The sequence below is a fragment of the Nocardia sp. NPDC058480 genome (assembly GCF_042720495.1).
Classification (GTDB): domain Bacteria; phylum Actinomycetota; class Actinomycetes; order Mycobacteriales; family Mycobacteriaceae; genus Nocardia.
This window is the reverse complement of sequence record NZ_JBHXMN010000004.1, coordinates 507,372-526,796: the sequence shown is the minus strand read 5'-3', so window position 1 is coordinate 526,796 and position 19,425 is coordinate 507,372. Positions and strand designations below refer to the sequence as shown.

At 68.2% G+C, this 19,425-nt stretch carries 20 protein-coding genes; 12 read left to right on the top strand and 8 right to left on the bottom strand.

All coding sequences use genetic code 11. From position 1 onward, the window contains the following. Complete coding sequence (locus ACFWO8_RS14150) at positions 1-765, top strand: enoyl-CoA hydratase/isomerase family protein (protein ID WP_378949730.1); 765 nt, start codon at positions 1-3, stop codon at positions 763-765. A 55-nt stretch (positions 766-820) separates the two neighbouring features. On the opposite strand, the gene ACFWO8_RS14145 is transcribed toward ACFWO8_RS14150, so the two are convergent. Continuing rightward, positions 821-1,585, bottom strand: a complete 765-nt coding sequence (locus ACFWO8_RS14145; RefSeq protein WP_378949728.1) for an SDR family NAD(P)-dependent oxidoreductase — start codon at positions 1,583-1,585, stop codon at positions 821-823. A gap of 100 nt (positions 1,586-1,685) precedes the next feature. Here ACFWO8_RS14145 and ACFWO8_RS14140 point away from each other — a divergent pair, with 100 nt between their 5' ends. Continuing rightward, positions 1,686-2,831 carry a thiolase family protein gene (locus ACFWO8_RS14140; protein WP_378949726.1) on the top strand — a complete coding sequence of 382 codons (1,146 nt, stop codon included), beginning with the start codon at positions 1,686-1,688 and terminating at the stop codon, positions 2,829-2,831. Between the two features lie 105 nt (positions 2,832-2,936). Here ACFWO8_RS14140 and ACFWO8_RS14135 read toward each other — a convergent pair whose 3' ends face one another. Then, positions 2,937-3,602 (bottom strand): TetR/AcrR family transcriptional regulator, encoded by a 666-nt coding sequence (locus ACFWO8_RS14135; protein WP_378949788.1) that lies wholly within the window; start codon positions 3,600-3,602, stop codon positions 2,937-2,939. A gap of 159 nt (positions 3,603-3,761) precedes the next feature. Between ACFWO8_RS14135 and ACFWO8_RS14130 the strand changes: the two genes are divergently transcribed. Both ACFWO8_RS14130 and ACFWO8_RS14125 read left to right on the top strand, forming a co-directional pair. Beyond that, entirely contained in the window at positions 3,762-4,547 is a 786-nt protein-coding gene (locus tag ACFWO8_RS14130; RefSeq protein WP_378928293.1) for an enoyl-CoA hydratase, read from the top strand. Positions 4,548-4,561: 14 nt separating this feature from the next. After that, positions 4,562-5,053: a hypothetical protein gene (locus tag ACFWO8_RS14125; protein ID WP_378949724.1), complete on the top strand. Its 492-nt coding sequence runs from the start codon at positions 4,562-4,564 to the stop codon at positions 5,051-5,053. A 101-nt stretch (positions 5,054-5,154) separates the two neighbouring features. Here the strand turns inward: ACFWO8_RS14125 and ACFWO8_RS14120 are convergent, their stop codons facing one another. The 6 genes from ACFWO8_RS14120 to ACFWO8_RS14095 are packed head-to-tail and all read right to left on the bottom strand — an operon-like array spanning position 5,155 to position 10,383. After that, the gene (locus ACFWO8_RS14120; protein ID WP_378949721.1) at positions 5,155-6,015 is read right to left on the bottom strand and encodes an acyl-CoA dehydrogenase family protein; all 861 of its coding nucleotides are present in this window, start codon (positions 6,013-6,015) and stop codon (positions 5,155-5,157) included. Beyond that, positions 6,012-7,148 carry an acyl-CoA dehydrogenase family protein gene (locus ACFWO8_RS14115; protein WP_378949719.1) on the bottom strand — a complete coding sequence of 379 codons (1,137 nt, stop codon included), beginning with the start codon at positions 7,146-7,148 and terminating at the stop codon, positions 6,012-6,014. The genes ACFWO8_RS14120 and ACFWO8_RS14115 overlap by 4 nt, the downstream gene beginning before the upstream one ends. Next, positions 7,145-7,561, bottom strand: coding sequence for a nuclear transport factor 2 family protein (locus tag ACFWO8_RS14110; RefSeq protein WP_378949717.1), 417 nt, complete (start codon positions 7,559-7,561; stop codon positions 7,145-7,147). Before ACFWO8_RS14110 ends, ACFWO8_RS14115 begins: the two co-directional genes overlap by 4 nt. Next, on the bottom strand, positions 7,548-8,765 hold the full coding sequence (locus ACFWO8_RS14105) for an amidohydrolase family protein (RefSeq protein WP_378949714.1): 1,218 nt from the start codon (positions 8,763-8,765) through the stop codon (positions 7,548-7,550). The genes ACFWO8_RS14110 and ACFWO8_RS14105 overlap by 14 nt, the downstream gene beginning before the upstream one ends. Positions 8,766-8,768: 3 nt before the next feature. Continuing rightward, positions 8,769-9,131, bottom strand: a complete 363-nt coding sequence (locus tag ACFWO8_RS14100; protein ID WP_378949712.1) for a hypothetical protein — start codon at positions 9,129-9,131, stop codon at positions 8,769-8,771. Then, complete coding sequence (locus ACFWO8_RS14095; protein WP_378949710.1) at positions 9,112-10,383, bottom strand: aromatic ring-hydroxylating dioxygenase subunit alpha; 1,272 nt, start codon at positions 10,381-10,383, stop codon at positions 9,112-9,114. The genes ACFWO8_RS14100 and ACFWO8_RS14095 overlap by 20 nt, the downstream gene beginning before the upstream one ends. Positions 10,384-10,617: 234 nt before the next feature. Here ACFWO8_RS14095 and ACFWO8_RS14090 point away from each other — a divergent pair, with 234 nt between their 5' ends. The 8 genes from ACFWO8_RS14090 to ACFWO8_RS14055 are packed head-to-tail and all read left to right on the top strand — an operon-like array spanning position 10,618 to position 19,167. Continuing rightward, positions 10,618-12,000, top strand: a complete 1,383-nt coding sequence (locus tag ACFWO8_RS14090) for an ABC transporter substrate-binding protein (RefSeq protein WP_378949708.1) — start codon at positions 10,618-10,620, stop codon at positions 11,998-12,000. A 16-nt stretch (positions 12,001-12,016) separates the two neighbouring features. Continuing rightward, entirely contained in the window at positions 12,017-14,140 is a 2,124-nt protein-coding gene (locus ACFWO8_RS14085) for an ABC transporter permease (RefSeq protein WP_378949705.1), read from the top strand. Then, the gene (locus ACFWO8_RS14080) at positions 14,118-14,831 is read left to right on the top strand and encodes an ABC transporter ATP-binding protein (RefSeq protein WP_378949703.1); all 714 of its coding nucleotides are present in this window, start codon (positions 14,118-14,120) and stop codon (positions 14,829-14,831) included. The genes ACFWO8_RS14085 and ACFWO8_RS14080 overlap by 23 nt, the downstream gene beginning before the upstream one ends. Beyond that, a complete protein-coding gene (locus ACFWO8_RS14075; RefSeq protein ID WP_378949701.1) occupies positions 14,828-15,589 on the top strand; it encodes an ABC transporter ATP-binding protein in 762 nt (253 codons plus the stop codon). The genes ACFWO8_RS14080 and ACFWO8_RS14075 overlap by 4 nt, the downstream gene beginning before the upstream one ends. Then, positions 15,586-15,945 carry a hypothetical protein gene (locus tag ACFWO8_RS14070; protein ID WP_378949699.1) on the top strand — a complete coding sequence of 120 codons (360 nt, stop codon included), beginning with the start codon at positions 15,586-15,588 and terminating at the stop codon, positions 15,943-15,945. The genes ACFWO8_RS14075 and ACFWO8_RS14070 overlap by 4 nt, the downstream gene beginning before the upstream one ends. A 29-nt stretch (positions 15,946-15,974) precedes the next feature. Then, a complete protein-coding gene (locus ACFWO8_RS14065) occupies positions 15,975-17,141 on the top strand; it encodes an acyl-CoA dehydrogenase family protein (protein WP_378949786.1) in 1,167 nt (388 codons plus the stop codon). Then, complete coding sequence (locus ACFWO8_RS14060; protein WP_378949697.1) at positions 17,141-17,905, top strand: SDR family NAD(P)-dependent oxidoreductase; 765 nt, start codon at positions 17,141-17,143, stop codon at positions 17,903-17,905. Before ACFWO8_RS14065 ends, ACFWO8_RS14060 begins: the two co-directional genes overlap by 1 nt. Continuing rightward, positions 17,905-19,167 carry a CaiB/BaiF CoA transferase family protein gene (locus tag ACFWO8_RS14055; RefSeq protein WP_378949695.1) on the top strand — a complete coding sequence of 421 codons (1,263 nt, stop codon included), beginning with the start codon at positions 17,905-17,907 and terminating at the stop codon, positions 19,165-19,167. The genes ACFWO8_RS14060 and ACFWO8_RS14055 overlap by 1 nt, the downstream gene beginning before the upstream one ends. Positions 19,168-19,425: the final 258 nt, after the last annotated feature.

Sequence of the window (19,425 nt, the reverse complement as noted above, 5' to 3'; positions counted from 1 at the left end):
ATGTACGACCTACCCCCCGAGATCAGCGTCGAGGCCGACGGCCCTCTGCGGATCATCACCCTCAACCGGCCCGACGCGCTCAATGCCGTCAACGACGAGCTGCACTCCGGCCTGGCCGCCCTGTGGCCGCGGCTCTCCGCCGATCGCTCGGCCAGGGCCGCGGTGCTCACCGGCGCGGGCACAGCGTTCTCCGCCGGTGGCGATTTCGCCTATCTTGCCGAACTGTCGCGCGACGCCGACCTGCGTGCGAAGACCATCGCGCACGGCCGCGAGATCGTGCTCGGTATGGCGCGCTGCCGGGTGCCGGTGATCGCCGCGGTGAACGGTCCGGCAGTCGGGCTCGGCTGCAGCCTGGTGGCGCTGAGCGATGTCGCCTACATCGCCGAGGACGCCTACCTCAAGGACCCGCACGTGCAGGTGGGTCTGGTGGCCGCCGACGGCGGTCCGCTCACCTGGCCGCTGCACACCAGCCTGCTGCTGGCCAAGGAATACGCGCTGACCGGCGCCAAGATCCCGGCCGCGCGAGCGCGCGAGATGGGCCTGGTCAATCACGTGGTGGCCGACCCGCTGTCGGAGGCCATGGCCTGCGCCAAGCGGATACTCGAGCTGCCCCAGCAGGCGGTGGAGAGCACCAAGCGGCTGCTGAACCTGCATCTCGAGCGGGCCGTGCTGGCCACTCTCGACTACGCGACCACCGCCGAGGACCTCTCGTTCCAGACCGAGGACTTCCGGGCCGTGATCACCCGGCTCACCGCCGGGAAATAGGTTCGACACACACCGAAGGGGCCGGAGCGATCCGGCCCCTTCCGGCTGTGTGGTGCTAGCGCGGCGGGAAACGCAGCGCGCCGTCGAGCCGGATGACTTCGCCGTTGAGATAGTCGTTCTCGACGATGGCGGTGGCCAGCTTGGCGTACTCGTCGGAGCGTCCCATCCGTTTGGGGAACGGTACCTGCGGACCCCAGTAGTCCTCGAGCTTGTCGGCCGCTTTGCCGTAGGCGGGGGTGTTGACCGTGCCGGGGGCGATGGTGACCACCCGGATACCAAGCGGGGAGAGATCGCGGGCGGCGACCAGCGTCATCGCGGCCACACCGCCCTTGGCGGCGGCGTAGGGCAGTTGCCCGATCTGGCCCTCGAACGCGGCGATGGAGGAGGTGTTCACGATGACGCCACGCGCGCCCTCGTCCAGCGGCTCGGTGGTCGCGATCGCCTCGGCGGACAGGCGCAGCACATTGAACACGGCGGTCAGATAGAACTCGATGGTGGTACGGAAGCCGTCCATGCCCAGCGCCGAGCCGTCCTTGCCGACCAGCCTGCCGCCGGTCGCCGGACCGCCGTGGGTGTCGACCGAGATCCGCAGCGGGCCGAGCGACTGCGCTTCCGCGACCGCCGCGCGCACCGAATCCTCCTGTGTCGCATCGGTATGTATGTAGCGGATGCCGAGCTCGTCGACCAGCTGTTTGCCCTTGTCGTCGGCGACGTCGGCGACGACCACCTTCGCGCCCGCGGCATGCAGTCGCCGCACGGTCGCCTCGCCGAGCCCGCCGGTGCCACCCACCACGAGCGCGGAACTTCCACTGATTTCCATAGCGCCATTCCTCCTTGTGAATACCAATCTCTGTAGGAGAGAATAGTGTTCTCAACCGTATCAGTCAGCCCTTTGCGGGCAATCCACCGAGGAGGCCCTCATGCCTGAAGCCGTCATCGTTTCCGCCCTACGGACGCCGATCGGCACCGCACGGAAGGGAACGCTGCGCGACACCACCGCCTTCGATCTCGCTCACCACGTGGTCGGCGCGGTCGCCGCGGAGGTCGACGCCGACCGGATCGATGACGTGATCCTCGGGGAGGGCCGCTACGGCGGCGGCGTCCTCGCTCGGCACGCCGCGGTGACCGCGGGCCTGACGACGGTGCCGGGTCTGGCCCAGAACCGGCACTGCGCCGCGGGAATGGCGGCCGTGCAGTCGGCGGCGGCGAGCATCCGCGCCGGCATGGACGAACTGGTGATCGCCGGTGGCGTGAACAGCGACTCGACCGCACCGCGCGCGCGATTCAAGGTCGGTGCCGACGAGTGGATCGACCCGTGGGTCTCGCCGAGTCATCCCGATCGCCCCGATGCCCCCGCCCTCGACATGTCGATCACGGTCGGCTGGAACACCGCGGTGCGGGCGGGGCTCACCCGGGAAGACATGGACCAGTGGGCGTTCCGCTCGCACCGCAACGCGATCAGCGCCATCGACGAGGGGCTGTTCAAAGACGAGATCCTCGCCGTGCAGACCCCGCACGGGCTCTTCGACGTCGACGAGCACCCGCGCCGCGACACCAGTCTGGAGCGGTTGGCCTCGCTGAAGGTGCTGCACCCCGAGATCGACGGCTTCTCGATCACCGCGGGCAATGCCTCTGGCGCCAACGACGGCGCGGCCGCACTGGCCATCGCCTCGGATCGGCTGGGATTGCCCGCGCTGGGCTACATCCGGGGCTGGGCCTCGGTCGGCGTCGACCCGGCCGACACCGGACTCGCGCCGATCGAGGCGATCACCAAAGCCGCGCGGCGGGCCGGGATCTCGCTGGGCTCGGTGCGGCTGATCGAGATCAACGAGGCGTTCACCTCGGTGCCGCTCGCGGCGATCCGGGCGCTCGACCTGAACCCGGAGATCGTGAACTACAGCGGCAGCGGCTGCTCGCTCGGGCATCCGGTGGCGGCGACCGGCGCGCGGATGATCGTCACCATGGTCCACGAACTGCGCCGTCGCGGTGGCGGATTCGGCATCGCGGCGCTGTGCGCGGGCGGCGGGATGGGATCGGCGACGGTGATCGAGGTGCCCGCGGGCTGAGAGGTCCGAACAGAGGGAGAACCGGCAGGTCGGTGGTTGCCGACCTGCCGGTTCTCGTGATCGTTCGATGTCATCCTCGGCGAGATCGCCTCGGGTGGACGGTGTTCAGGCGCGGGCGAAGCCGTGGGCGCAGAAGTTCCAGACCTCGGTGGCCGTGATGGGGTACTGGGTCTCCTCGTCGACCGCGCCGGTGGACTGCGCGGTGAACATCACCGTCTGCATCACCATGGCCGCGGTCCGGCGGGTGTTCATATCGGCGGTGATCTCGCCCGCCTCCTTGGCTTGGTCCATCAGCTCGGTGAACAGCGCCAATACCGGTGCGTGCGCGACCTTGACGTGCCCGGGATGCGACACCAGCAGTTGTGGTGCGAAATCGGTGAACAGCGGGCGCTGGGCGGCAGGATCCGGACGGCACAGCTCGAACAGCAATTCGACGGTGACCTGGAGCTTGTCCATCGGATCGGTCTGTCCGTCCGCGGCCGCGCGCAGCTGTTCGGAGGTACGCGCGAGCGCGTCCTCGAACAGGGCGAGCAGCAGTTCGTGCTTGCCGTCGAACTGCAGATAGAAGCTACGCAGCGACTGGCGGGAGCGGTCGACGACCTCCTGCACGGTGAAGTCGGTACTGCCCTTCTCCGTGATGATGGCCTGGGCGGCGTCGAGGAATCGCTGTACCCGCTCCTCGGCGCGCAGCGTCGCGGTGCGTAGCGATCGTTCGACCGCGCGCTGTTTCCACGCCGGCTTCTCGCTCGGGCTGGTCACGGGCACCTCGATCCCCGGTCATGCGAAGAGAACATGAATGCACTGTACCGGAGAACCCCGTTTAACTGTGTAGCCATGTGCCGCATTTCGCAACATCGGTGAGACTGTTACTTCCGGGAGTGAGAATGGTATTCTCAGCCGATCGCCACCAGCCCGGCAAGGAGCATCGATTTGTACATTCGTTACGAAGTCGCCGATCGCATCGCGACGATCACCCTCGACCGGCCGGATGCCGCCAATGCCCAGAACGGTGAGCTGCTCGACGAGCTGGATGCCGCCTGGACGCGCGCCGCCGCCGCCGAGGACGTCGCGGTGATCGTGCTCAGGGCCGAGGGCAAGCATTTCTCGGCCGGTCACGACCTCAAGGACAAGTCCTGGCCCGATCCGAGCACCATCACCCTCGACCGGATCTACGGCCTGGAATCGCGCCGCTACCTGGAGTACTCGCTGCGCTGGCGCAACGTGCCCAAACCGTCCATCGCGGCCGTGCAGGGCCGGTGTATCGCGGGCGCGCTGCTGCTGTGCTGGCCGTGCGATCTGATCGTCGCCGCCGAGGACGCCCTGTTCTCCGATCCGGTGGTCCTGATGGGTATCGGCGGCGTCGAATACCACGGCCACACCTGGGAACTCGGCGCCCGCAAGGCCAAGGAGATCCTGTTCACCGGGCGCCCGGTGACGGCCGAGGAGGCCCACCAGGTCGGCATGGTGAACGCGGTCGTCCCGCGCGCCGAACTCGACGAGCACACCCGGCAGCTGGCCACCCGGATCGCGGGCATGCCCGCGTTCGGTCTGCGGCAGGCCAAGCGGGCGGTCAACCAGACCCTGGATGTGCAGGGCTTCTACGCCGCCATCCAGTCGGTCTTCGACATCCATCAGACGGGGCACGGAAACGCGTTGAGCGTCAACGGATATCCGATCCTGATCGACATGGACGAAATGAAAGCCAACATCAAGTGAGACAAGGAAGTTTCATGCGCACCTCTCTGTTCCGTACCGCCGCGCTCTGTTGCGGGCTCGTTGTCGCCACAGCGCTCTCCGGCTGTGGTTCCGACGACGAGACCGCCGCCCCGGCCACCACCTCGGCCGCCGCGACCGTCGCCGCCGCGGGCGCCGCCGATGCGGCAACCACCCAGGCGGTCACCAAGGCCTACACGACCTTCTTCAACGGCAAGGCGCCGACGAACGACCGTGTCGCGCTGGTGGAGGGGGGTGAGAGCTTCCGCTCGATCTTCGACGGCCAGGCTCAGAACCCTCAGGCCCAGGGCACATCCGTCACGGTGAGCGCGGTGAAACTCACCGGAGCCACCACCGCCGACGTCACCTACTCCCTCCTGATGGGCGGCAATCCGGTGCTGCCGGATCAGACCGGGCAGGCCGTCAAGGACGGCCAGGACTGGAAGGTCGCCAAGGCCACGTTCTGCGCACTACAGGCAATCCAGGGTCAAACTCCAGCGACCTGCTGAACCTGACCGTCGGCGGCCCGGTACCGAACCCCGGTACCGGGCCGTGTCGTGTCCGCGAACAAGCTGCGGTTCGGTGTCGTGAGTGCCATCCGGACGTGCGTTCAGAGTTGCGCGATGCGGATCGCGGTACCCGACCGCCGGATCGTCGCACCGGCCTGCTGCGTGAGTTCCCTTGTACTGCCGAGCAGTCCGTCGAGGATCAGCACGCGCCGCAGGTGTCGATGCATGGCGTGCTCGGCGGTGAAACCGATACCGCCGAGCACCTGCTGGCAGTGCCGCGCGGCGGTGAGCGCCGCCTGACCTGCGGCAGCCTTGGCCAGCAGCGCCGCGATGACGTGGTTGTCGGTCGATGCCGTCGCGGTGCCGCCGTGCTGGGCATCGGCGACCAGGAGCGCGGCCTCGGCGCCGTCGAGCGCGACGAGTGTTTCGGCCAGACGGTGCCGGACGGCCTGGAAAGAGGCAAGCGGGCGGCCGAATTGGGCGCGTTGGATAGCGTGCGTGCGCGCGAGAGTGAGCATGGCGTGCCCGGAACCCAGCAACCACCAGCCGAGCAGGCGCCTGCCGTCGGCGAGGACGCGGGCGGGTGGCGTCGAACCTGTCGGCACGGCCTGCACCGGGAGATCGGTGCGGTGGATCGACGAAGCGGGCGTACCCACCGCCGGTGCGTCTGCCTCGTCGCGGTCCCAGCGCACCCACCGTTCACCCGCGAACGGCAGCGTCACGGCATCGGCTCCGGCCGGGTCGAACACGTCCAGGAGCAGGGGAGCGTGCGCGCCGGTCTCGCCGAGCAGCCGGAAGAACACCGGTCCGGCGAGTTCGGGTGCGGCCGTGAGTATTTCGGGCCAGCCGAGTTCGGTCAGTGCGGCGGCGAGTGCGGCGCCGGTGTGGTCGGTCATCGTCCGGCGCACCGCGGTGGTGAGCAGGGACCGTTCGGTGGCGTCGAGGCCGGAGTCCGCGGTCATGCTCCTTCCTTTCCGAGATCGAGGAGTCGGCGGGCGATGATGTTGCGCTGGATCTCGGCGGTGCCGCCGTAGATCGTGGCCGCCCGGGAGTACAGGAATTCGGTGCGCCACGGGCCGTCGTCGAGTTCGACGGCTCCCGGCAGCAGGTCGCGGGCGAGGTCGAAGAGCTGCTGTTCGGCGCCGGCGAGCAAGACCTTGTCGACGGAGGTCTCCGGGCCGAGCCGGGTGCCTTCGGCGAGCCGGTGCTGGGTGGCAAGCGATCGGCAGCGCACGGTGTGCAGGGCCAGGTAGGCGGCGCCGAGGACCCGGTCGTCCTCGGCGTGGTGATCAGCCTGTGCGAGTAGGTTCTCCAGTCGAGTGAACAGATACGCGATCCGGTGCCAGAAGCAGGTGGAGCGTTCGTAGGGCAGCAGATCCATGGCGATCCGCCATCCGTCACCCGGCGCGCCGAGCAGACGATCGCCGGACACCACCACGTCATCGAAGAACACCTCGGCGAATTCGTCCACCCCGTGCATCGTCTGGAGTGGGCGCACCGTGATTCCCGGCGTGTCCATGTCGACGAAGAACGCGGTGATGCCGTCATGGCCCGGCCCGGTCCGGGTGAGCAGGACACAGCGAGCCGCGTACTGCGCCAGACTGGTCCACACCTTCTGGCCGGAGATCACCCAGTCCCTGCCGCGCGGTGTCGCCGTGGTGCTCAGCGAGGCGAGGTCACTGCCCGAGCCGGGCTCGGAGAACCCCTGGCACCATTGCTCGCGGCCCGACAGCAACAGCGGCACCATCCGCGCGGCCAGCGCGGGCGGCGCGTAGGAGATCATCGTCGGCGCCAGTACCTCGATCATCGACCAGATGCCCGGCTCGGCCAGGTCACGGGTCGCGACCTCCTCGCCGAGTACGGCGCGCAACGCGGCAGGCCCGCCGAGACCACCGATCCCGGCGGGCCAGCCGTAGCGCATCCAGTCCGCGTCGAACAGCGCACGCCGTACCCGCGACAGCTGCGCCACCTGGCCGTCGAGGGATTCGTCGGGTGCCGGAGTCAGATCGTTGTCGTCGAGCCACGCGCGTAAACCGTCCCGGAATCCGGAGATCTCGTGCAGGGCAGGCGCTTCCGGGCCGGTGTGCACTGTCATGCCTTGGAACGCTCGAAGGCGTGCGGGATACCGGAGTCGTGGTCGCCGTTGCGCCGGATGAAGGTCATCCGGCGGGTCCGCAGCCGCCAGCCGTCGTCGGTCCGCACGAGCGTGTCGGTGTAGTAGCCGATGCGCAGGTCGTGGGTGCTGTGGTCGACGAAGCACAGCGGCTGCGTGCCGGTCGCGCTGTCACCGTCGATCTCGAGCACCGGAATCCCGGTGAGGAACAGCCCTTTCGGTGCGGCGGCGACGAGGTCGGGGAACAGATCGAGGGTGTAGGTGTCGCCGAACGCGCTGTAGGTGCCGTCGGGTGTGAACACCGCGACCACTCCGTCGATGTCGCCCTGGGTGATGGTCACCGCGTAGCGGGCGAGCACCTGCTGGATCTCGAGCAGGTCGTCACTTCTTGACATGAATTCTTCCGCCTTTCATCACGAATCGCACGTCCCTGGTGCAGGTGATGTCCGCCAGGGGATCACCGGGAACGGCGATGACATCGGCCAGCAGCCCGGGGGCCAGCCGTCCACGATCGCTGACCCCGATCAGCTCGGCGGCCCGCACGGTGGCCGCACGCAACACGTCGATCGGGGTCATCCCGCGCTCGACCAGGGCGACGAGCTCGTCGGCGTTGCGGCCGTGCGGAATCGCGGGCGCGTCGGTGCCGACGGCGATCCGGACGCCGGCCTTGTAGGCGGCCAGCACCGAGGTGCGGGCCTTGGGGAACATCTCGGCGGCCTTGGCCTGCAACGCCGGATCGGCCTTGGAGACGTCCATCGCGTCGGCCAGCCTGGTGGTGGGTACCAGCCAGGTGCCGTGCTCGACCATCAGCGCGATCGCCTCGTCATCGATGAGGAAGCCGTGCTCGATGCAGTCGATCCCGGCGGCCACCGCGTGCTTGACCGCGTCGGCGCCGTGCGTGTGCGCGGCCACCCGCAGCCCACGACGATGGGCCTCGTCCACGATTGCGCGCAGTTCTTCATCCGAATAGTGCTGTGCCCCTGGCGCTCCGGTGAGCGACATGACGCCACCGGAAACACAGATCTTGATCAGCTGCGCGCCGTGCTTGATCTGGTAACGCACCGCCTTGCGTACCTCGTCGACGCCGTTGGCGATGCCCTCCTCGATCGTCAGGTGCAGCACGTCCGGGGCGAAGGCGGCGAACATGGTCGGGTCGAGGTGCCCGCCGGTCGGGGTGATCGCATGGCCCGCGGGCACGATGCGTGGCCCCTCGATCCAGCCCGCGTCGATCGCCTTGCCCAGCGCGACGTCGAGCAGATAGCCGCCGGTCTTGACGAACAGGCCGAGGTTGCGGACGGTGGTGAAACCGGCCCGCAGGGTGCGGCGGGCATTGCCCACCGCACGCAACACCCGCAGGGCCGGATCGTCGGTGACGCTGGAAGCGAGTCCGGTCTCGCCGCGTCCGCCCATCAGCAGGTTGACTTCCATGTCCATCAGCCCGGGCAGCAGCACGAGGTCGCCGAGATCGACGACCTCGCCGTCCTCGGTGCCGCCGACACCGACGATCCGATCGTCCTCGATCCGCAGCAGGCCCGGCCGCACGATCGTGCCGGTGTCGACATCGAGCAGCCCGGCGGCCTTCAGTGTCAGTGTCACCATGGGTCAGACCAGGGGCTCGTGGACGATGTCGAGATAGGCCGCGCCGGAGTCCGGCACCCGGGGCTGCTTCCAGCACTCGATCGGGAACGACACCATCACCACCGACTGCAGCAGGTTGAACAGGTTACGCACCTCGTCGGGCAGATCGTTGATGTCGTACTTGTCGCAGTAGTCCAGCGCGGCGTCGAGTCGTTGCATCCCGGCGTCGTAGAGCTCCTGCATCTGCGCCATCGAGGAGGCCAGGCGCTTGGTATAGCGCTCGGGTTCGGTCGGCAGGATCCAGTCGGAGAACCGCGCGAGATCGGCGAACTCGGCGGGCAGTTGCTGCTCGGTCACGGTCGCGGCCTCACTTGTCGGCGTTGTCATTGCGGTATTCCTTCACGATGCGCTGGACGGTGGTGTGCAGGTGGCGCAGCAGGACTTCCTGGTCGTTGAGCGGGAACTCACTGATCTCGCGGGTGGCGATCATGGTCTGGGTGGCCTCGAGGGTGTTCGCGTCCTGCAGCGCGTACTCCTTGAAGGTCACCGCGGCCAGCTCCTGGGCCAGCCGCTCGCGCGCGGTCTTGGCGGGCACGAAGTAGAGGTTGGCCTCGAAGATGTGCTTGTTCACCGCGGTCGGCCAGTAGTGGTAGGTGAGGTACCAGCCCGGCGCCCAGAACAGCAACGACATGTTCGGGAAGATCTCGAATTCGTCGATGCCCCAGGCGCGATGGCGCGCCGGGTTGATGCCCTCGGGCAGCGGGTCGAGGCCCTCGATATCGGGCCGATCCCACGGCCCGAACAGCCCGCTGCGCAGTGCGCGCTCGATCGGCTTGACCATGTTCGGGTCCTTGGGCGGAGCCATACCACCCCAGGACGACACCATCGAGTGGGGCGCCTCGATCGCGTAGTGCAGCGCCTCGAAACCGCTGGTGACCAGCTTGTCGGCCTCGTTCTGGACCGCCTGCTTCTGATGCAGGATCGGTGCGTGGTAGAACTCGGCGAAGGCGTCGATGAACAGCTTCCAGTTGCTGCCGATCTCGGCCTTGTAGCTGTAGACCTCGGTCATCTCGTGGAACGGGTAGCCCCCGAGACTCTTGATCATCGGGCCGAGGTAGTCGATCAGCGGCTTGGCGTTCGGGTCGAGGTTGATGAAGATGAACCCCTCCCACACCTCGCAGCGGATCGTCTTGAGGCCGTATTTGCTCTTGTCCAGGTCGAAGAACTCCTTCTCCTGCTGGACGAAGTTCAGATCACCGTTGAGGTCGTAGCGCCACGCGTGGTACTTGCAGGTGAACTGGCGGCACGAGCCGGCGGTCTCCTCGTTGGGGTAGTCGTCCCACACCAGCTTGTTGCCGCGGTGGCGGCAGATGTTGTGGAAGGCGTGGATCTGGCCGTCGCGGTCCTTGTTGATCACGACCGACGAGCCGATGCAGGGCAGTTCTTTGGTGAAGTAGCTGCCGATCCGGGGCAGCCGCTCTATCCGGCCGACGTTGAGCCACGTCCTGCGGAAGATCGCCTGGCGCTCGTCCTCGTAGAAGGCGGGGTCGATGGAGTCGGTGTAGTCCACCGGATCGGTGCCCAGCTCGGGGTAGTTCTGTGTCCAGCTCCCCGCCGCTGGTTTGGTGAAGTGTGCCAAGGGACTCCCTCTCGTGAGAATGTAATTCTCCAAAACTGACTACTAGATTTCCATGCAGGTCGAGCGCTGTCAAACGCGGCTTCGGCCGCCCGGTGTCGGTGCCGGGCGAGCGGCCTCGGCCGACCTGGAAGATTCATACTCTCCGGAAACTCGATATTGATTATCCGATTCTGAGAAGATAGTTTCCGTTGCAGCGGGCGCCATGCCGCGGCTGCTCACGGAGGAGGATTTACGGTGAAACCACAGCGAACAGTCATCGCCCTGATGGCGGTCGCTCTCCTGGTGGCAGGGTGCGGCCGGGAGAGCGGAGCGCGCGAGGACGGTGCGGGCGGTCCGGCCGCCCCTGCCGCGTCCGGCGACTTCGGCACGCTCAGCGATGTCTGCAAGTCGGGCACACCGGGCAGCACGCAGGCACAGGGCGTGACGGCGACCGAGGTCGAGGTGGGTGTCTTCTCCGACATCGGCTTCACCAAGAACCCCGACTTCGTCGACGCGGCGAAGGTCTTCACGTCCTGGTGCAACGCGGCGGGCGGTATCAACGGCCGCAAGATCGTCGCCAACCTGCGCGATACCAAGCTCATGGAGGTCCGCCAGCGCACGCTCGAGGCCTGTCGGGAGGACTTCGTCCTGGTCGGCGGCAGCGCCGCGCTCGACGGTCTCGGCGTCAAGGACCGCCTCAGCTGTTTGCTGCCGGAGTTCCCGGCGCAGGTCTCCCAGACCGCCAACACCGGCTCGGACCTGCAACTGGGTGCGGGCTCGTCGATGTCGGAGAACGTGAATCCCTACACCGGATTCCAGGATTGGCTCATCAACGAGGCCTTCCCCGATTCCAAGAACGCGATCGGCATGATCAACGGCGACTCGCCGATCACCAAGGTCATGGGCGACAAGCTCACCGAGTCGTTCGCCGCCGCTGGGGCGAAGATCGCCTACAGCGACCTGTACCCGATCTCGGGCGTCTCGGACTGGACGCCTTACGCCCAGGCCATCAAGGCCGCCGGGGTGAAGGGCCTCATCTTCTACGGTGACTTCCGCTATCTGGCGAAGCTGCAGGACGTGCTGACCAGCATGAACTACAAGCTGGACTGGATCGACGCCAACGCCAACTCCTACAACCAGGTGTTCCTGGACTCGGCGAAAAGCTCACTCGGACAACAGAACAACGTGCTCGACATGAGTGGCACCGCACCGCTGGACGCGGCCGACCGAGTGCCCGCCGTCCAGCAAGTGAAGGACCTCTTCGAGCAGTACGCCCCCGACAGCACCATCACCTTCCAGGTGCTGCGCGCCTTCCAGTCCTGGCTGTTGTTCGCCAAATCGGCCACCGCGTGCGGTGACGAGCTGACCCGCGCCTGCGTCTACAAGACCGCGGCGAAGGAGACGGCCTGGACCGCGGGCGGGCTGCAGGCACCGGTCGACCTGTCCAAGCCGCTGGCCGAGCAGACCCGCTGCTTCAACGTGCAGCAGGCGGGCCCGGACGGGTGGAAGTCCGCGCAGTTCTCGCCCAATACCGACGGGCTGTACCGCTGTGGCTTCACTCCTTACCGATACAAGGCGGATTTCGGTCAGCCGGCGACGCTGGCCTCGGTCGGCAAGAGTCTCGCGGATCTGAAGTGACGGAGCGCGTCCGCTGATGGAGCAATTTCTCGCCTTCGGCATCGTCGGCCTGAGTACCGCCGCGATCTATGCGGTGATCGGCAGTGGCCTGGTACTCACCTACACCACCACCGGGGTGTTCAACTTCGCGCACGGTGCGGCGGGCATGGTCTCGGCCTTCGTCTACTGGCAGTTGTCAGTGGGCTGGGGCTGGCCCGTCCCGCTCGCGCTGGCCGCGGTGCTGCTGGTCTTCGCCCCGGCCTTCGGGTTGTTCTTCGGCCGGACTCTGGCACCGACCCAGGGTTTGGGCGACGCCGAGAAATTGGTGATGACCATCGCGCTGCTCAGCGGGTTGATCGTGCTCGCGCGCTGGGTCTGGAATCCGAACGAATCGCGGTCGCTGCCACGGTTCTTCCCCGACCAGCCGTCGATCGATCTGGGCGTGGTGACGCTGACCTGGCACCAGGCGCTGACGATCGCGGTGGCGATCGCGGTGGCGATCGCGCTGCGGATCCTGCTGTACCGCACCCGAACCGGGGTGGAGATGCGGGCAACGGTCGACGACCGCGCCCTGGTGGGGCTCACCGGCGCCGACCCGCAGCGGGCCAACCGGATCGCCTGGATCCTCGGCATCGAACTGGCCGCGATCGGCGGCATCCTGATCGCGCCGATGGTCACCCTGGACGCGGCACAGCTGTCACTGCTCATCGTGAGTGCCTACACCGCCGCCATTTTCGGGCGGTTGCGCAATCTGCCGATGGTGTTCGTCGGCGCGGTGGTCGTCGGCCTGCTGGAGAGTTACCTGACCGGGTATCTGCCGCAGAACGAGTATCTGCCCGGCCTGCGGCTCGCGGCGCCCGCGCTGCTGCTGTTCGTCGCGCTGCTGCTGTTCCCGCACGGCCGGTTGCGCGGGCGCGACCGGCGGGTGGGCGCGGTGCCGTTGCCAACCCTCGGCGGCTCGGCGGCCTTCGCGGCGGTGATCGTCACCCTCGGATTGATGCTGGCCACCATGCTGAGCGAGCCGGATCTGATCACCTACGGTGCCATGTTCGCCTGGGGTGTCATCGCGCTGTCGTATGTGCCGCTGCTCGGTTTCGCGGGACAGATCTCGCTGTGTCAGCTCGGGCTGGCCGGGATCGGCGCGGTCGCCTACGGGCACCTGGGACCGGACGGTCAGTGGTGGGCACTGCTCGCGGCCATGGGCATCGCGGGACTCGTCGGCGCGGTGATAGCGATTCCGGCACTGCGGCTTTCGGGCGTCTACATGGCGCTGGCCACCGCCGCCTTCGCGGTCGTGCTCGACCGGTGGATCTTCACGCTGCCCGCCTTCGAGATCCTCGGGGTGCGCATCGCGCTGTTCGATCAGGGGTCGGTGTCGATCGCCGGACCGGACCTGTTCGGGCTGAAGGTGGAGACCACCGCGGGCATCACCGTGTTCGCGGCGGTCTGCCTCGCGGTGGCCGGTTTCGGTGTCGCGCTGTTGCGGCGCAGCCGATTCGGCCGTCGGCTGATCGCGCTGCGCGACAGCGAGGCCGCCTACGCGACCCTCGGCGGCAGCCTGCTGCTGGCGCGGGTGACGGTGTTCGCGCTCTCGGCGGCCATCGCCGGACTGGGTGGCGCGCTGTACGGGATGCAGCTGCAGGCAGTGGCACCGGATCAGTTCAACCTGGTGGCCGGCCTGCCGATCTTCCTGATCGTCACCATCGCCGGGCTCGGCGCGATCGGCGCGGGCATGTTCACCGGCCTGGTGTTCGCCGGTCCGCTGAACGTGATTCCGGTGCTGTGGCCCGGCCTGCTGAATCTCTCGCAGGTGCTGCCCTCGCTGGGCGGCATCCTCTTCGGCGGTGGCGTGCTCAAGGACGGGGCCATCGCCCCGTTGCGCCGGGAATGGTTCCCGATGCTGCGTGACCGGGTGGTGGCGCCGCTGCTGGTGCTCGTCGTGCTCGGGCTGTGGGGCCTGCGTCTGCTCGAGGCGATCGACGGCTGGGCTTTCACCGGCGGCGTCGTCGTCGCGACCGTGGCGGCGCGGATCTGGAGTTCGGTGCGCCACCGGCCCGTGGCCGATCCGTCGGAAGTGCCGGTCGAATGGTGGGGCATCCGGCGGCCCTGGACACCCGAGGACGAGGAGGTGCTCGATCGTGCCGTCACTACTGGAAGTTGACGATGTCACCGTCGTGTTCGGCGGCAACCGGGCACTGGACGCCGCGACGTTGCGCGCCGAAGCCGGCACGATCACCGGCTTGATCGGACCGAACGGCGCGGGCAAGAGCACGTTGTTCGACGTGATCTGCGGCCTGCGCACGCCGGTGCACGGGCGGGTGACCCTCGCCGGTCGCGATGTCACCCGGGCCGGGCCCGCCCGCCGCGCCCGGCACGGGATGGCGCGCACCTTCCAGCGGCTCGAACTGTTCGGCAGGCTCAGCGTGCGCGACAACCTTCTGGTAGCCGCCGAACTCGGGCCGGACCGGCGCCGGGCCGGACAGCTCGTCGACGACATCATCGACCGGTTCGGCCTCGGCGCCGTAGCCGACGCCTGCGCCGACGAATTGCCCACCGGCACCGGCCGATTGGTCGAGGTCGGCCGGGCGGTGGCGGCCCGGCCGAGTGTGATCCTGCTCGATGAACCCGCCGCCGGGCAGGACCACACCGAGACCGAGCGCTTCGGCGACCTGCTGCGCGCACTCGCCGAGGAGGGCACCGCCGTGCTGCTGGTCGAACACGACATGGGCTTGGTGATGAACGTCTGCGACGAGGTCTACGTGCTCGACCTCGGCCGGATGATCGCCTCCGACCCGCCCGCGACGATCCGTTCCGACGAAGCCGTCCTCGCCGCCTACTTGGGGGACCTGTGACCACCGTGCATCCGGCCGCCACGGCGGCCTCGACCGAGACGACCGGCCCGGCGCCCCTGCTGGCATTGCGGGGTGTGCGCGCCGCCTACGGTGCGATCACCGTGCTGCACGGCGTCGACCTCGAGGTCGCGGCCGGGCGGGTCGTCGCGCTGCTCGGGCCCAACGGCGCGGGCAAGACGACAGCACTGCACGTGGTCGCGGGCACCCATCCGCTGACGGCGGGCAGCCTGGAACTGGGCGGGCGCGATGTCACCGGGGCCGCGGGCCGCGATCTGGCCGGTGCCGGAGTCTGCCTGATCCCCGAAGGCCGTGGCGTATTCCCCAATCTCACTGTGCGCGAGAACCTCTGGATGATGACCTGTACCGGCCGCACCCGCGCGCAGATCGAGGAGATCGCCTTCGACCGGTTCCCGATCCTGCACACCCGCGCCGGTCAGGTGGCAGGCACCATGTCCGGCGGCGAGCAGCAGATGCTGGCCCTGGCCAGGGGACTGGCCACCGACCCGGCGGTGCTGCTGCTCGACGAACTGTCCATGGGCCTGGCCCCGCTGGTGGTCGAGCGGCTCTACGAACAGGTCGCCGAGATCGCCCGCCACGGCGTGGCGGTGCTCGTCGTCGAGCAATTCGCCGCCGCCGTCCTCGACATCGCCGATCACGCGGCCGTGCTGGTGCGCGGACGCGTGGTGCGCCAAGGACATCCGGACAGCGGACTCCGCAACGAATTGGCTGCCCTCTATCTAGGAAGTGACCCATCATGACCGAATCCCGCGCGGACCGTTTCGCCCGTGACCTGCGAGAACTCAAGATCCCCGACCCGGCGGCCGGCCGTTCCGGACTATGGCTGCGCACCGGCGTCGTCCTCATGGTGGCCGGGCCGGTGCTCGCCGCGCTGGCCTACCTGATGTCGCACGGCACCACCGATCCACTGGCCCAACGCGACGCCATCGTGCTGGCGCTGGGCGGGGTGGCCCTCGCTGTCACCGGTGCCGCGGTGTTCCTGCGCTACTCGCTGACCAACTTCCTGCGGTTCTGGCTGGCCCGGCAGGCCTACGAGCTGGACGGGCTCGCCGAACGGACGATCCGGGAGCCGGTGCCGTCCGGATCGGCCGACTGAGGAGAGGAGACCGAACAATGCCCGAAGGCATGCATTTCGACCTGTCCGAGGACCAGGAACTCATCCGCTCCTCGGTTGCTCAGCTGTGCCGCAAGTTCGACGATCAGTACTGGCTGGAACACGATCGGGACCACGAATTCCCCACCGAGTTCTACCGGGCGATCGCCGACGGTGGCTGGCTCGGCATCACCATCCCCGAGGAATACGGCGGGCACGGCCTCGGCATCACCGAGGCCACCCTGCTGGCCGAGGAAGTCTCGCGCTCCGGCGGCGGGATGAACGCCGCGAGCTCGATCCACATGTCCATCTTCGGGATGCAGCCGGTGGTGGTGCACGGTTCCACCGAACTCAAGCAGCGCACCCTGCCGCGCATCGCCGCCGGTGAGCTGCATGTGTGCTTCGGCGTCACCGAACCCGGTGCGGGACTGGACACTCCGCGCATCACCACTTCGGCTCGGCGCGACGGTGACCACTACGTGGTGAACGGCCGCAAGGTGTGGATCTCCAAGGCGCTCGAGTCGGAGAAGATCCTGCTGCTGACCCGGACCACGCCCTACGACGAGGTCGAGAAGAAGACCGATGGCATGACCCTGTTCCTGACGGATCTGGACCGTGCCCACGTCGACATCCGCCCGATCGCCAAGATGGGCCGCAATGCGGTGAGCTCGAACGAGTTGTTCATCGATGATCTGCGGGTGCCGGTCGAGGACCGGGTCGGCGAGGAGGGGCAGGGCTTCCGCTACCTGCTCGACGGTCTCAACCCCGAACGCATGCTGATCGCGGCCGAGGCGCTCGGCCTCGGCCGGGTCGCGCTGGACCGGGCGGTGCGCTACGCCAAGGAGCGCGTCGTCTTCGACCGGCCGATCGGCATGAACCAAGGCATCCAGTTCCCCCTGGCCGACTCGCTGGCCCGGCTAGACGCCGCCGAACTGGTCCTTCGCCAGGCGACCTGGCGCTACGACAGCGGCAAATCCTGTGGGCGCGAGGCGAATACGGCCAAATACCTGTGCGCCGATGCCGGCTTCACCGCGGCCGACCGCGCCCTGCAGACCCACGGGGGAATGGGGTACGCGGAGGAATACCACGTTGCCCGGTACTTCCGGGAGTCGCGGGTGATGAAGATCGCGCCGGTCAGCCAGGAAATGATCTTGAACTTTTTGGGCACACACGCCCTTGGCCTACCGAGGAGCTACTGATGGCGCCGCAGACACTGTTCGACCTCACCGGGCGTTCGGCGCTGGTGACCGGGGCGGCGGGTGGCATCGGCGCCGCGGTCGCCCAAGCACTCGCTACCGCGGGTGCCGCCGTACTGGTGACCGATCTGGACGGTGCGGCCGCTGCGGCCGTCGCGGAGAAGATCACCGGAAACGGCGGCACCGCAGTGAGTTTCGCCTTCGACGTCACCGATGCCGACGCGGCAGCCGAGGCCGCCGAGCGGGCGGCCGCGCTCACCGGCGGCGCGCTGCACATCGTGGTCAACAATGCCGGAGTGACCGCACCGGCGATGCTGAACAAGACCACCGGGGAATCGGTGCGGCGCCTGTTCGACATCCACGCGCTCGGGGCCATCCAGTGTGTGCAGGCGGCGCTGCCGTACCTGCCCACCGACGGGACCGGGCGGATCATCAATGTCACCTCCGCGGCGGGCCTCGTCGGCACGCTCGGCCAGGTGAACTACTCGGCGGCCAAGGCGGCGGTCATCGGCATCACCAAGTCGATGGCGAAAGAACTGGCGCGCAAGCAGATCCTGGTGAACGCGGTGGCGCCGCTGGCCGCGACCACGATGACGCAAGCCATCCGCACCGACGACCGCTTCGCGCCGCAGATGCTGGACCGGATCCTGTTGCGCCGCTGGGCCGAACCGGACGAGGTGGCGGGCGCGTTCGTGTTCCTGGCCTCCGATGCGGCCTCTTTCGTCACCGGGCAGGTGCTGCCGGTGGACGGCGGCACGGTGATCTGATGACACCGGTCGACCCACCCGCGGCCGCGCCGCTGGCCGGGATCACCGTGATCGCGCTGGAACAGGCCGTCTCGGCGCCCATGTGTACCAGGGTGCTTGCCGATTTCGGTGCGCGGGTGATCAAGATCGAGAACCCGGTGGGCGGTGATTTCGCCCGGCATTACGACGATGTGGTGCTCGGGCAGGCCGCCCATTTCGTCTGGGTGAACCGGGGCAAGGAATCGGTGGCGCTCGACCTGAAAACCGATGCGGGGCTGGATATTCTGCATCGACTGCTGGGCGGTGCCGATGTGCTGGTGTCCAACCTCGCGCCGGGCGCTACCGCCCGGCTCGGTCTGTCGCCCGAGGAGCTCGCCGCCCGCTATCCCTCGCTCGTCGCGGTCGAGATCGACGGGTTCGGCCGGGACGGGCCGCTGTCGCACAAACGCGCCTACGACCTGCTGGTGCAAGCCGAGGCGGGAGTCTGCGCGGTGACCGGGACAGCTGGACAACCCGCCAAACCCGGTCCACCCGTGGCGGATGCGACCACCGGGCTGTACGCCGCGCTCTCGATCATGATGTGTCTGTACCGTCGAGACGCCGGCGGGCCCGCGCGCCTCGACCACTTGGCGAGCGGCGAGGGCGCGAGGATCGGCATCAGCCTGTTCGACACCATGGCCGAATTGATGGGTTACCACCTCACCTACGCTCGGCACGCCGGAGTGGATCAGGAACCCCTCGGCATGAGCTCTCCCGCCGTCGCCCCGTACGGCGCCTACCCGACCGCCGACGGCCACACCGTCGTCCTCGGCACCACCAATGACCGCGAATGGCAGCGCCTGGCGACCACCATCCTGCAACGCCCGGACCTGGCTGCCGACAACCGATTCCGCACCAACCCCGGCCGCACCAGCCATCGCGCCGAACTCGATGCCGCCATCGCCGCCTGGTGCACCCGCCACGACCTGGCCGACATCCAGCGCATCGCCGACGAAGCGGGAATCGGCAACGCCCGCTACAACCGCCCCAGCGAAGTCATCGCCCACCCACAACTGACACAGCGCAACCGCTGGCGCGACATCGAGACCCCAGCGGGCCCCATCCCGTCTCTTCTGCCGCCGGCGGTGATCGCCGACTACGAGGCGCCCATGGGGCCGGTACCTGCACTCGGAGCCGACACCGAACACATCCTCGGTGAAATAGGCTGCACAGCAAGCGAAATCGAGCAGATGCGTCACGTCGCCGTGATCGGCGGACCAGTCCACACCGAGGCCGCGACATGACCGCCGAAGCGACCTCGGGTACAGACGCAGCACGATCGGTCTCGTGCGACAGCCAGTCTGTACCGGGGTCGTGCGCGGCGCGCTGCTGCAGTGACCAGCGGCCGCAGGCGTGCGTGCGCGCTGCCCCCCGTCGAAGGTCCCCTTGTCGGGCGATCAACAGCGGCGTCACATCATGGTCGGCGCCGACGCCCCGGCCCCGGTGTCGCCGCCCAGTGCCGGACGAGGCGCTAGTGCCTGTGCGCCAGCAGGATCGCAGCG

What these genes read in the sequence shown, in the direction of transcription:
- ACFWO8_RS14110 (WP_378949717.1), bottom strand. Translation starts at nt 7,561, where the DNA reads ATGTCAAGAAGTGACGACCTGCTCGAGATCCAGCAGGTGCTCGCCCGC.
- ACFWO8_RS14120 (WP_378949721.1), bottom strand. Translation starts at nt 6,015, where the DNA reads ATGACCGCGGACTCCGGCCTCGACGCCACCGAACGGTCCCTGCTCACC.
- ACFWO8_RS14065 (WP_378949786.1), top strand. Translation starts at nt 15,975, where the DNA reads ATGCATTTCGACCTGTCCGAGGACCAGGAACTCATCCGCTCCTCGGTT.
- ACFWO8_RS14100 (WP_378949712.1), bottom strand. Translation starts at nt 9,131, where the DNA reads ATGACAACGCCGACAAGTGAGGCCGCGACCGTGACCGAGCAGCAACTG.
- ACFWO8_RS14140 (WP_378949726.1), top strand. Translation starts at nt 1,686, where the DNA reads ATGCCTGAAGCCGTCATCGTTTCCGCCCTACGGACGCCGATCGGCACC.
- ACFWO8_RS14115 (WP_378949719.1), bottom strand. Translation starts at nt 7,148, where the DNA reads ATGACAGTGCACACCGGCCCGGAAGCGCCTGCCCTGCACGAGATCTCC.
- ACFWO8_RS14150 (WP_378949730.1), top strand. Translation starts at nt 1, where the DNA reads ATGTACGACCTACCCCCCGAGATCAGCGTCGAGGCCGACGGCCCTCTG.
- ACFWO8_RS14105 (WP_378949714.1), bottom strand. Translation starts at nt 8,765, where the DNA reads ATGGTGACACTGACACTGAAGGCCGCCGGGCTGCTCGATGTCGACACC.
- ACFWO8_RS14125 (WP_378949724.1), top strand. Translation starts at nt 4,562, where the DNA reads ATGCGCACCTCTCTGTTCCGTACCGCCGCGCTCTGTTGCGGGCTCGTT.
- ACFWO8_RS14070 (WP_378949699.1), top strand. Translation starts at nt 15,586, where the DNA reads ATGACCGAATCCCGCGCGGACCGTTTCGCCCGTGACCTGCGAGAACTC.
- ACFWO8_RS14085 (WP_378949705.1), top strand. Translation starts at nt 12,017, where the DNA reads ATGGAGCAATTTCTCGCCTTCGGCATCGTCGGCCTGAGTACCGCCGCG.
- ACFWO8_RS14145 (WP_378949728.1), bottom strand. Translation starts at nt 1,585, where the DNA reads ATGGAAATCAGTGGAAGTTCCGCGCTCGTGGTGGGTGGCACCGGCGGG.
- ACFWO8_RS14060 (WP_378949697.1), top strand. Translation starts at nt 17,141, where the DNA reads ATGGCGCCGCAGACACTGTTCGACCTCACCGGGCGTTCGGCGCTGGTG.
- ACFWO8_RS14055 (WP_378949695.1), top strand. Translation starts at nt 17,905, where the DNA reads ATGACACCGGTCGACCCACCCGCGGCCGCGCCGCTGGCCGGGATCACC.